This window comes from Bacillus paramycoides (assembly GCF_001884235.1).
GTDB lineage: Bacteria > Bacillota > Bacilli > Bacillales > Bacillaceae_G > Bacillus_A > Bacillus_A paramycoides.
The window spans coordinates 18,522-29,646 of the sequence record NZ_MAOI01000084.1 but is presented as its reverse complement, the minus strand read 5'-3'; the positions used below and the strand labels follow the sequence as shown (position 1 = coordinate 29,646).

Below are 11,125 nucleotides of genomic sequence, written 5' to 3'. Positions count from 1 at the left end.
GAAAATGGTGAGCCATGAAGGATTCGAACCTTCGACCCTCTGATTAAAAGTCAGATGCTCTACCAACTGAGCTAATGGCTCATACTCACCAACGTCATATTTTCGTGACGACAAGATGTATCATAACATATTATCTTTTATTTTTGCAATACCTTTTTTTATTTTTTTATAAAAGATAAGAAAAAACTCATGCAGGCATGAGTTTTTTCTAAAAAATATCAATTAAGCTTCGTATACGTTACGAACGATATTTGTTTGGTTACGATCCGGTCCAACTGAGAACATAGATAATTGAATTCCTGTTAACTCAGAAACACGCTCTACGTATTTTCGTGCATTTTCAGGAAGCTCGTCTAATGATCTTACACCAGTAATATCTTCTGTCCAACCTGGAAGCTCTTCGTATACAGGCTCACATTTCGCTAAAATGTTTAAGTTTGCTGGAACTTCATCGATAACTTCGCCATTGTATTTGTAAGCAACACAAATTTTAAGAGTTGGAATACCTGTTAGAACGTCGATAGAATTTAATGATAGATCTGTTAAACCACTAACACGACGTGCATGTCTTACAACAACGCTATCGAACCAACCTACGCGGCGTGGACGACCAGTTGTTGTTCCATACTCACGACCAACTTCACGAATTTGATGACCAATTTCATCATGAAGCTCAGTAGGGAACGGACCATCACCTACACGGCTTGTATATGCTTTACATACACCTACAACGCGCGTAACTTTCGCAGGACCAACTCCAGTTCCAACTGTTACACCACCAGCAATTGGGTTAGAAGATGTAACGAATGGGTACGTACCGTGGTCAATATCAAGCATAACACCTTGTGCACCTTCAAATAATACACGGTGATTGTTATCTAGTGCATCATTTAATACAACAGATGTATCGCATACATATTGTGCGATTTGTTGTCCATATTCGAAGTACTCTTCAAAGATTTCTTCTACACTGAAACCTTCTGTATCGTACATTTTTTCAAATAAACGATTTTTCTCTACTAAATTGCGCTCAAGCTTCTCTTTAAATGCTTCACGGTCTAAAAGATCAGCCATACGGATACCAATACGAGCAGCTTTATCCATATATGCAGGACCGATACCTTTTTTCGTTGTACCGATCTTATTATCACCTTTACTTGCTTCTTCTAACTCATCTTGTTTTAGGTGATAAGGTAAAATAACGTGCGCACGATTACTAACACGTAAATTGTCAGTACTTACACCACGATCGTGTAAGTATTTTAATTCTTCAAGTAATGCTTTTGGATCTACTACTAAGCCGTTTCCGATTACACAAATTTTCTCTTTATAGAAAATACCAGATGGAATTAAGTGTAATTTATATTTAACTCCGCCGAAAACAATTGTGTGTCCTGCGTTATTTCCACCTTGATATCTTGCAACTACTTCCGCATGCTCAGAAAGAAAGTCAGTAATTTTACCTTTTCCTTCATCGCCCCATTGTGTTCCTACAACTACTACTGAAGACATTATTAAAGCACCTCCGCAATTTTCAAACGAACTTTTCAAACAATATAATTGTACCAAAACAGAAAGAGAAGTCAACCAAAAAGCGAACATTTTTTTATCGAAAAACGTTTTCGTTCGTAAGAATTACATATTCATCTTATGAAAGCCCTATCTTTCATATAAAAAAAAAGAAACACATCTTATTATAAGAAATGTGTTTCTTTTTTATACTGCCTTTATGCGGGCGGCGCATGTCCATCATCAAAGCGACGTTCTAAGTTAACGAACTTATTAAACTCTTTAACGAATGCAAGCTCTACCGAGCCTACTGGACCGTTACGTTGCTTTGCAATAATGATTTCAATGGTATTTTTATTTTCCGTTTCTCGATCATAGTAATCTTCACGATATAGGAAGGCTACAATATCAGCATCCTGCTCGATACTTCCTGATTCACGAATATCAGACATCATCGGGCGTTTATCTTGACGAGATTCTACACCACGAGACAACTGCGACAAGGCAATAACAGGTACTTGCAATTCACGTGCAATCCCTTTTAGTGTACGAGAAATCTCAGATACTTCCTGCTGACGGTTTTCTCCTGATTTCCCACTTCCTTGAATAAGCTGCAGGTAATCAATCAAAATCATACCAAGACCTTGTTCTTGCTTTAATCTACGACATTTTGCTCGAATCTCATTTACTTTAATCCCTGGCGTATCATCAATATATATACCAGCATTTGAAAGACTCCCCATTGCCATCGTTAATTTCGCCCAATCATCAGAAGTTAATGAACCGGTACGAAGTCTTTGTGCATCAATATTTCCTTCCGCACAAAGCATACGCATAACAAGCTGATCCGCACCCATCTCCAAACTAAAAATCGCTACATTTTCATCAGTTTTCGTCGCTACATTTTGTGCGATATTTAATGAAAATGCCGTTTTCCCTACTGATGGACGTGCTGCCACGATGATTAAATCATTTCGTTGGAAACCAGCTGTCATCTTATCTAATTCGGTAAACCCAGTTGGTATCCCGGTAACTTCACCTTTTTGATTATGCAAAAGTTCAATTTTATCATAAGCATCTACAAGAACATCTTTAATATTTTGGAATGCTTTTGCGTTCGTTTGATGAGATACTTCTAATATTTTTTTCTCAGCCTCATTTAAAAGGCCGTCCACGTCATCTTCTCTCTCGTATCCATCCGATACAATATGAGTCGCTGTTCGAATTAAACGACGTAAAAGCGCCTTTTCAGCAATGATGCGTGCGTAATATTCTACGTTAGCGGCAGTTGGAACAACTTCTGCCAACTCTGCTAAGTAAGAAACTCCACCAACCTCTTCTAGTAATCCTTGATCAGCCATCGCTGATGTCATCATTACTAAGTCAATCGGTTCTCCCTTATCAGACAATCCAAGCATAACTTCAAAAATCTTTTGATGTTTCGTTCGATAGAATGAATCAGGTACCAATAGCTCTGATGCTGACGTTAACGCATCTTGATCAATTAATATGGCCCCTAAAACCGCCTGCTCAGCCTCTATATTATGCGGAGGGGTACGATCAGCAAGTACATCACTCATACGCAATCCTCCTTGCTTAATTTATTTTTATTGTTCAATAACATGAACTTTTACTGTTGCTGTTACTTGCGGATGCAATTTCACTGTTACATTTGTATAGCCTAATGCACGGATTGCATCGTCCATTTCAAATTTACGTTTATCAAGTTTAATTTTATGTGATTTTTGCATTGCATCTACGATTTGTTTGCTTGTAATAGAACCAAATAAACGGCCACCTTCTCCAGATTTCGCCTTTAATTCTACAGTTAATTTCTCTAAAGTTTCTTTCAACTCTTTTGCATTCTCAACCTCTGCTGCTGCGTCTTTTTCCTCTTTACGCTTTTGAGCTTCTAAAGTTTTCATACTGCTGTTTGTCGCTTCGGCAGCTAACCCTTGTTTTAGTAAGAAGTTATTTGCATAACCATCTGGTACGTTTTTTACTTCTCCTTTTTTCCCTTTACCTTTTACGTCTTTTAGAAAAATTACTTTCATGATTGTGTGCCTCCCTGTAAATAGTCATCAATAACAAATCGAAGCTTCTCCTCAGCTTCATCTACCGTAACATTTTTCATCTGTGTGGCCGCATTCGTTAAATGCCCGCCACCGCCTAAATTCTCCATAATTAACTGTACATTCACTTCACCTAAAGATCTACCGCTAATTCCAATGAAATTTTCTCCACGCTTCGCAATAACAAACGATGCAATAATACCCGTCATTGTCAATAACGTGTCTGCTGATTGTGCAATAAGTACTTGGTGATAATATTCATCACCGTCAACTTTAGCAATCGCAATTCCATTTTTATAAATGTACGCATTTTTTATAGCTTTTGCAACTCGTAAATACTGGCCCATATCTTCTTTTAACAGTTCTTGTACAAGTACCGTGTCTGCACCGTGCGAACGTAAATAAGAAGCCGCATCAAATGTACGAGCACCAGTACGGAATGTAAAACTTTTCGTATCAACAATAATACCCGCTAACAATGCCGTTGCTTCTAACATTGTCATTTTTAAATTTTTCGGCTGATACTCAAGTAATTCAGTAACAAGTTCTGCCGTTGAAGAAGCGTATGGTTCCATGTAAACAAGTAATGGATCTTCAATAAACTCTTCTCCCCGGCGATGGTGATCAATAACAACTACATTTTCAATTTTATGTAGCAGTTTTTCTTCCATCATCATTGAAGGCTTATGCGTATCAACAACAACAAGCAATGAATCATCATTCGCAAATTCCATCGCTTGCCCTGGTGAAATAAAATGAGACCATAACTCTTCATTTTGTTTCACCTTATCCATTAATCGCTTGATTCCCTTATCGGAATCATTTTCGTCCAATACAATATATCCTTTGCGCTCATTTAATTGAGCTACCTTTAAAATACCAATTGCAGCACCAATTGCATCCATATCAGGAGCCCTATGCCCCATTATAATGACATTGCTACTTTCTAATACTAAATCCTTTAATGCGTGCGAAATGACTCTAGCACGTACACGAGTACGCTTTTCGACCGGATTCGTCTTACCACCGTAAAATTTAACTTTACCCGTTGCTTGTTTAATAGCTACTTGATCTCCACCCCGGCCCAGCGCAAGGTCTAAGCCAGATTGGGCCATCGCTCCAAGCTCCGATAAAGGTAAATCACCCGATCCAACACCAACGCTTAATGTAAGTGGTATATTCCTTTTTGACGTTTCTTCACGCACCTGATCCAAAATACTAAATTTCCCTTTCTCCATTTGCGCCAAAATACTTTCATTTAGTACAACGAAGAATCTTTCTGAAGATGCACGTTTTAAATACGCACCATACTTAACAGCCCATTCATTTAGGCGTGATGTCACAAGACTTGTTATATTCGTGCGTAATTGATCATCTAACCCTTGTGTAACCTCATCATAGTTATCTAAATAAATAACCGCTAAAACAGTACGCTGATCCTCATACATCTTTTCAATTTCTGTTTGCTCAGTTACATCAAAAAAATAAATTAGTTTTTCTTCTTTTCTTACAAACACACGAAACTTTCGATTGTTTAAAGATACTATATCATCGGAAGTCTCTCCCTTAATAAAAAGGAGTAATGTTTCTGATACATCGTACAGATGCCACCCAGCTAGTGCATGTTGCCCTAAACATGAAGATAAATAAGGATTTGCCCAATCAATCCCATAATCCTTATTGTATAACAAAATACCAATAGGCATTTGGTTGAATGCTTCATTGCTTACTTTTTTTACCCTTGTAATCATATCTGTCGTATGTTTTTCAAAGTTCCTTTGAAAGGTAAGTTCAAATCGTACAACTAAAAAAAGAACGATACAAAAAATAAAAAAGGCGGACATTCCCACAATTAAATGAAAATAACAGAGAATCAAAATTAGCACAAACACAAAAAATGCCAATACGTAAACAGGATATAAAAACCACTGTTTCTTATAAAATTCAGGCATGTATACAACTCCTATAAAGTAAAACTAACTCAACTTCTAGTTAGTTAAACAGATTAAACACCTTAAAACAGTATAAATAATACTATTTTATCCTCCATTTTTCATTCCATTTTAGAACGCAATGAAATCCCTAAATCAATTATACCTAAGATTGTCACGAGAGGAAACAGCATTGGAATAAACATACATACAATAAAACTAATAATAGGAACCCCTTTCGTAAAACCTTTTCTATGCGCTACAAAGGCGATAAATGTTAATCCTTGGAATACGAGTAGCATAGCAAAGATTACATATAGGTTAGAAAATACCATATGTAAATATGATGTTGGTTCAACTTTCATGAAAGTTGATAGCAAAATAAATATAACGTAATACCAAATAATACTCTTTGGTAATTGTATATCTTTAAACTTAGGCCAAGCTGTAATATCATACTTTAATTTCCTCAAAACACTACCTGATATCATAACTGTAATCCACGAGAAACATAATGAAACCATTACAAGTAAACTTGGAAATAGCGTTTGTAACATATCATTAAATTGTCCGAATAACTCTTTTTGTTCTTTACTAATCGGCATACCAGCAGCACTTACTATCTTTTCACTTTGCGCCATACTTTCATTAAACATATTTTGCATTTGCTTCATTAAATCTATGTTGAAAAATTTTATACTTCCAACATAAATGAGCATAATACCAATTAAATATGCAAGTGTTCCAGCTATCAATATCTCCACTGGTTTTTTTCCTTTTTTATACATGTATCCTAATACAACACCTATTAATCCAAACATGACCGTCTTGATAAGACTAATCGGTTGACTTACAACAACTGTAATAAAAAGTGCCGCTACAAAAATCACGAGTACATTAGATAGTTTATGCCTTACTGTTAATAATATAAATGGTAACGGCAGCGCAAACGTCACAACTGCACCTAAAATCGGAACATACATAGATATAAGCAACAAAATTGCATATATCGCTAACAATGCTGCACCCTCAGTAATAAATCTCGTACTTTTCATCATCTAACCTCTCTTTCAAAAAAGAAAAGCATAGCAAAATGCACAGTAGAGTCCGACTCTACTGTGCATTTCATACGCTATTATTCACCAACATATGGTAAAAGTGCCATTTGACGAGCACGTTTAATTGCAACTGTAAGTTTGCGTTGGTATTTTGCGCTTGTTCCTGTTACACGACGAGGTAAAATTTTACCACGCTCAGAAACGAAACGTTTTAATAAATCAACATCTTTATAATCGATGCGAGTGATGCCGTTAGATGTGAAGAAACACACCTTACGACGTTTCGCACGTCCACCTTTGCGTCCTGCCATGTCTATTCCCCTCCATTCTTTGTTAAAACTAACAGATTTATACCATTTAGAATGGTAAATCGTCGTCGGAAATGTCGATCGGTTGACCTACATTTGAAAATGGATCGTCATTCTTTGTAAATCCAGAGTTACCAGTGTTACCTGAGTTGCCCGGATTACTAGATTGACCAAATGGGTTAGAGCCTTGGTTACCGAAACCAGCTCCTGATGGTTGCTGATTAAATGAACCACGTTGCTCCCCACCGCCATTACGCGGCTCTAAAAATTGTACGCTCTCCGCAAGAACTTCTGTTACGTATACACGTTTACCGTCTTGTCCATCGTAATTACGAGTTTGAAGACGTCCATCTACGCCTGCTAAGCTACCTTTTTTCAAATAATTTGCCACGTTTTCTGCTTGTTTACGCCATATTACACAATTAATAAAGTCAGCTTCACGCTCACCTTGTTGATTCGCAAATGCGCGATTCACAGCTAACGTAAAAGTAGCTACTGCAACACCATTGGGCGTGTAACGTAAGTCAGGGTCCTTAGTTAAACGACCAACGAGGATAACACGATTCATCAATCGAACCACTCTCCCTTATATATCAATTATTTTTCTTCTTCTTTAACAACGATATGACGAAGGATGTCTTCGTTGATCTTAGCTAAACGGTCGAATTCGTTAATCGCTTCTGCGTTAGAGTTCACGTTTAAGATCATGTAGAAACCTTCACGTAAGTCGTTGATTTCGTAAGCTAAACGACGCTTACCCCACTCTTTTGTGTTAATGATTTCTGCACCATTGTTTGTTAAAACACCTGCAAAACGTTCAACTAAAGCTTTTTGAGCTTCTTCTTCAACGCCAGGACGAATGATGTACATAATTTCGTACTTTCTCATTACACTTTCACCTCCTTTTGGTCTAAACGGCCCATAATGGGCAAGGAGCAATTAATTATATAGTAATTACTCACGAGTTTAGATTATATCATAGTAAGTTAGATGAATCAACTAACCGCTAAATAAAAACTTGGCAAACATATAATATATTTGCCAAGTTCATATCTTTATTTTTCCTAGGAAATATCTTTATTACACGTTAAAGCGGAAGTGCATAACATCTCCGTCTTTTACGATATACTCTTTTCCTTCTAGACGTACTTTACCAGCTTCTTTTGCAGCTGTCATAGAACCGTTTGTCATTAAATCATCATAAGAAACTGTTTCTGCACGAATAAATCCACGCTCAAAGTCCGTATGAATAACACCAGCACATTGTGGTGCTTTCATACCTTGTTTAAACGTCCATGCACGTACTTCTTGCACACCAGCTGTGAAGTAAGTAGCAAGTCCTAATAAGTCATATGCAGCACGAATTAATTGATCTAAACCAGATTCTTCAATGCCTAGTTCTTCAAGGAATACTTTTTTCTCTTCCTCATCTAACTCAGCAATTTCTGATTCAATTTTTGCACATACAACAATTACTTGTGAATTTTCATTTGCTGCAAATTCTTTTACCATTTGTACATATTTATTTTCAGAAGGATCCATAATATCATCTTCACTTACGTTTGCTACGTATAGCATTTCTTTCGTTGTAAGCAAATGAAGGCCTTTAACAATCTTCATTTGCTCTTCTGTAAATTCAACAGTACGAGCTGGTTTTCCCTCTTCAAAAGCTTCTTTTAAACGAACTAAAATTTCATGCTCATATACAGCTTCTTTATCTTTTTGTCTTGCTAACTTCGCAACTCGTTCGATACGTTTATCAACAGATTCTAAATCCGCTAAGATTAACTCTAAGTTGATTGTTTCAATATCGTCAATTGGATCTACTTTTCCTGAAACGTGCGTAATATTTTCATCTTCAAAACAACGAACAACTTGGCAAATTGCATCTACTTGACGAATGTGAGACAAGAATTTATTTCCTAATCCTTCACCTTTACTCGCACCTTTTACGATACCTGCAATATCAGTAAATTCGAATACAGTCGGAACAGTTTTTTTCGGTTCTACTAATTCCGTTAATTTATTTAAACGCTCATCTGGTACTTCTACAATCCCTACGTTTGGATCAATTGTACAGAATGGATAGTTCGCAGATTCTGCTCCTGCTTGTGTAATTGCATTAAATAAAGTGGACTTTCCTACGTTAGGTAATCCAACAATCCCAGCCGTTAATCCCATATTTTTCACTCCTATGTCTCAATCTTTCATCATTATAGATAGTAACGAAAAAAATGACAAGTTTCCACCAAATGAAAAAAAGCAACGGCTGTCTACTGCAGCTGTTGCTTTTTCACTATTCTTCATGCTTCACAAGTATTTTTTTCACCTTACGGTCAAACTCTCTTCGAGGAATCATTACCGAATGGTCACATCCCTCGCACTTAATGCGGATATCCATTCCCATACGAATAATCTTCCAGCGATTTTCACCACATGGATGGGCTTTCTTCATTTCCACAACATCGTACAAGTTATATTGCTTTTGCTCCATTCTCCAAACCCCTCCTACTACTAATTCGCTTTTTCACTAACTAATTCTTCACGACTATATAAAACCATACGTGGGTATGGAATTTCAATCCCATGTAAATCAAGGCGATTTTTAATCTCTTTGCGAAGAGCCCTCGCAATACTTGCATGCTGCATCGGCTCTACTTCAGCAATAACACGTAACACAACTTCAGATGCTGCCAATGTTTGAACACCTAACAATTGAGGTGTTGTTACCATCTTCTCATATTTTTCTGGTAATTCCACTAATAAATCTTCAATAACTTGCTCTGCTCGTACTATATCACCTTCATAAGAAATAGATACATCAACAAACGCTACACTATTACTAACAGAAAAGTTCGTTACTTGTACAATACTGCCATTTGGCAAAATATGAATTTCACCTGTCCAGCTTTTCATCTTCGTTGTACGTAGTCCTATTTCCAAAACTGTTCCTTCAAATTGGCCTATTCTTACATAATCACCTACTGAAAATTGATCCTCTAACAAAATAAATAATCCTGTAATAACATCTTTAACTAAACTCTGTGCACCAAAACCGACCGCTAAACCAATTACCCCAGCACCGGCTAATAGACCTGACGCATTAATATCAAACACACCTAAAATTGCAATTAACATAATGAACATAACAACATATGCCACAATATTTTCAAGCAACTTCGCTACCGTAACTGTACGACGTTCTGAAATTTGAATCGGCGAACGACTTCCCATACGAAATGCATTTCGTACAATTGCCCTTGCAATACGAACAACGATTGCACCAAGTATTAAAATAACGATTATTTTAAGTGATTTCACTCCTATATTCGTCCAATCTACGGACTCGAACCATTTTATTGCTAAATCCATACTCCTCTACCTCTCCAGCAAAAATTTCTTTTTAGTTATCCTTATTATTGTATCAGAAGTCTTACTTATTTCTGAAAAAAATTATGATTTTAATTACATCTGTCCGCTTACATCTAGGTATAAAATGGAACAAAAATATATATACTAGTACTATTATTTCCATTTTCATTCACAGTTTGTAAAAAGCATGCACTTATAATTTTCCATTTCACTTACTATATAACATATTGTGAAAATTTATTAAAAGGATGGGTGCTTCATGAATATTAGAAGTTTTCGCTTACCTTTTTTTGAAAAAGAAACTCAAAATGTTATGCATCAGGACTTAGAAGCCTCTGAGGTAATCAGTAATTTCTTACTTTCTCATATTCCCATTAAGACTAATATGCCACTCATTCTCGTTTGTATCGGAACAGACCGTTCCACTGGTGATGCACTTGGTCCATTAGTTGGTACTAAACTGGAACAAGTAGAAATCAAAAACTTCCAAGTGTTCGGCACACTAGATGAACCAATGCATGCGCTAAATTTAGAAGAGAGAATTCAGAATATACAGAAAGATAATCCGACTTCTTTTATTATCGCTGTTGATGCATGTTTAGGAAAATCTCAAAGTATCGGTTCGATCACTACCGGAAAGGGTCCTAGTAAACCTGGAGCAGCGATGAATAAGAAATTACCTGCCATTGGTGATTTGCATATACATGGCATCGTAAATTTAAATGGTTTCATGGAATTTTTCGTACTTCAAAATACAAGACTAAGTTTAGTTATGAAAATGGCTGATGTAATTGCACAAAGCATAAAAGAAACTGACCAAAAATTATCTGCATTAAAAAAAGCAAACCATCTATAAGTAATAAGATGGTTTGCTT

At 36.5% G+C, this 11,125-nt stretch carries 12 protein-coding genes and 1 tRNA gene; 1 reads left to right on the top strand and 12 read right to left on the bottom strand.

Going from position 1 to position 11,125, the window contains the following annotated elements; genetic code table 11:
• Window positions 1-5: 5 nt before the first annotated feature.
• The 12 genes from BAU28_RS19205 to BAU28_RS19150 all read right to left on the bottom strand — a co-directional run bounded on the left by BAU28_RS19205 (window position 6) and on the right by BAU28_RS19150 (window position 10,250).
• Window positions 6-81, bottom strand: a tRNA-Lys gene (locus BAU28_RS19205).
• Window positions 82-222: 141 nt separating this feature from the next.
• Window positions 223-1,512 carry an adenylosuccinate synthase gene (locus BAU28_RS19200; RefSeq protein WP_025146944.1) on the bottom strand — a complete coding sequence of 430 codons (1,290 nt, stop codon included), beginning with the start codon at window positions 1,510-1,512 and terminating at the stop codon, window positions 223-225.
• Between the two features lie 215 nt (window positions 1,513-1,727).
• Complete coding sequence (dnaB, locus tag BAU28_RS19195) at window positions 1,728-3,089, bottom strand: replicative DNA helicase (RefSeq protein WP_071719594.1); 1,362 nt, start codon at window positions 3,087-3,089, stop codon at window positions 1,728-1,730.
• Window positions 3,090-3,116: 27 nt separating this feature from the next.
• Complete coding sequence (gene rplI / locus BAU28_RS19190) at window positions 3,117-3,563, bottom strand: 50S ribosomal protein L9 (RefSeq protein ID WP_002174502.1); 447 nt, start codon at window positions 3,561-3,563, stop codon at window positions 3,117-3,119.
• A complete protein-coding gene (locus BAU28_RS19185) occupies window positions 3,560-5,533 on the bottom strand; it encodes a DHH family phosphoesterase (RefSeq protein ID WP_071719593.1) in 1,974 nt (657 codons plus the stop codon). The genes rplI and BAU28_RS19185 overlap by 4 nt, the downstream gene beginning before the upstream one ends.
• 101 nt (window positions 5,534-5,634) lie before the next feature.
• Entirely contained in the window at window positions 5,635-6,567 is a 933-nt protein-coding gene (locus BAU28_RS19180) for a YybS family protein (protein ID WP_071719595.1), read from the bottom strand.
• Between the two features lie 80 nt (window positions 6,568-6,647).
• On the bottom strand, window positions 6,648-6,881 hold the full coding sequence (gene rpsR / locus BAU28_RS19175) for a 30S ribosomal protein S18 (RefSeq protein WP_000918874.1): 234 nt from the start codon (window positions 6,879-6,881) through the stop codon (window positions 6,648-6,650).
• Window positions 6,882-6,927: 46 nt separating this feature from the next.
• Complete coding sequence (gene ssb / locus BAU28_RS19170; RefSeq protein WP_002174505.1) at window positions 6,928-7,449, bottom strand: single-stranded DNA-binding protein; 522 nt, start codon at window positions 7,447-7,449, stop codon at window positions 6,928-6,930.
• A 26-nt stretch (window positions 7,450-7,475) separates the two neighbouring features.
• Complete coding sequence (gene rpsF, locus BAU28_RS19165; RefSeq protein WP_001233781.1) at window positions 7,476-7,766, bottom strand: 30S ribosomal protein S6; 291 nt, start codon at window positions 7,764-7,766, stop codon at window positions 7,476-7,478.
• A gap of 192 nt (window positions 7,767-7,958) precedes the next feature.
• Window positions 7,959-9,059 carry a redox-regulated ATPase YchF gene (gene ychF, locus BAU28_RS19160; RefSeq protein ID WP_000524664.1) on the bottom strand — a complete coding sequence of 367 codons (1,101 nt, stop codon included), beginning with the start codon at window positions 9,057-9,059 and terminating at the stop codon, window positions 7,959-7,961.
• A 115-nt stretch (window positions 9,060-9,174) separates the two neighbouring features.
• Window positions 9,175-9,372 (bottom strand): DUF951 domain-containing protein, encoded by a 198-nt coding sequence (locus tag BAU28_RS19155; RefSeq protein WP_000436051.1) that lies wholly within the window; start codon window positions 9,370-9,372, stop codon window positions 9,175-9,177.
• Between the two features lie 20 nt (window positions 9,373-9,392).
• Window positions 9,393-10,250 carry a mechanosensitive ion channel family protein gene (locus BAU28_RS19150; protein ID WP_071719592.1) on the bottom strand — a complete coding sequence of 286 codons (858 nt, stop codon included), beginning with the start codon at window positions 10,248-10,250 and terminating at the stop codon, window positions 9,393-9,395.
• Window positions 10,251-10,509: 259 nt separating this feature from the next.
• Here BAU28_RS19150 and yyaC point away from each other — a divergent pair, with 259 nt between their 5' ends.
• Window positions 10,510-11,106 (top strand): spore protease YyaC, encoded by a 597-nt coding sequence (gene yyaC / locus BAU28_RS19145; protein WP_025146940.1) that lies wholly within the window; start codon window positions 10,510-10,512, stop codon window positions 11,104-11,106.
• Window positions 11,107-11,125 lie beyond the last annotated feature (19 nt).

Coding starts and splice junctions, on each gene's coding strand:
- BAU28_RS19200 (WP_025146944.1), bottom strand. CDS start 1,512: ATGTCTTCAGTAGTAGTTGTAGGAACACAATGGGGCGATGAAGGAAAA.
- dnaB (WP_071719594.1), bottom strand. CDS start 3,089: ATGAGTGATGTACTTGCTGATCGTACCCCTCCGCATAATATAGAGGCT.
- rplI (WP_002174502.1), bottom strand. CDS start 3,563: ATGAAAGTAATTTTTCTAAAAGACGTAAAAGGTAAAGGGAAAAAAGGA.
- BAU28_RS19185 (WP_071719593.1), bottom strand. CDS start 5,533: ATGCCTGAATTTTATAAGAAACAGTGGTTTTTATATCCTGTTTACGTA.
- BAU28_RS19180 (WP_071719595.1), bottom strand. CDS start 6,567: ATGAAAAGTACGAGATTTATTACTGAGGGTGCAGCATTGTTAGCGATA.
- rpsR (WP_000918874.1), bottom strand. CDS start 6,881: ATGGCAGGACGCAAAGGTGGACGTGCGAAACGTCGTAAGGTGTGTTTC.
- rpsF (WP_001233781.1), bottom strand. CDS start 7,766: ATGAGAAAGTACGAAATTATGTACATCATTCGTCCTGGCGTTGAAGAA.
- ychF (WP_000524664.1), bottom strand. CDS start 9,059: ATGGGATTAACGGCTGGGATTGTTGGATTACCTAACGTAGGAAAGTCC.
- BAU28_RS19155 (WP_000436051.1), bottom strand. CDS start 9,372: ATGGAGCAAAAGCAATATAACTTGTACGATGTTGTGGAAATGAAGAAA.
- BAU28_RS19150 (WP_071719592.1), bottom strand. CDS start 10,250: ATGGATTTAGCAATAAAATGGTTCGAGTCCGTAGATTGGACGAATATA.
- yyaC (WP_025146940.1), top strand. CDS start 10,510: ATGAATATTAGAAGTTTTCGCTTACCTTTTTTTGAAAAAGAAACTCAA.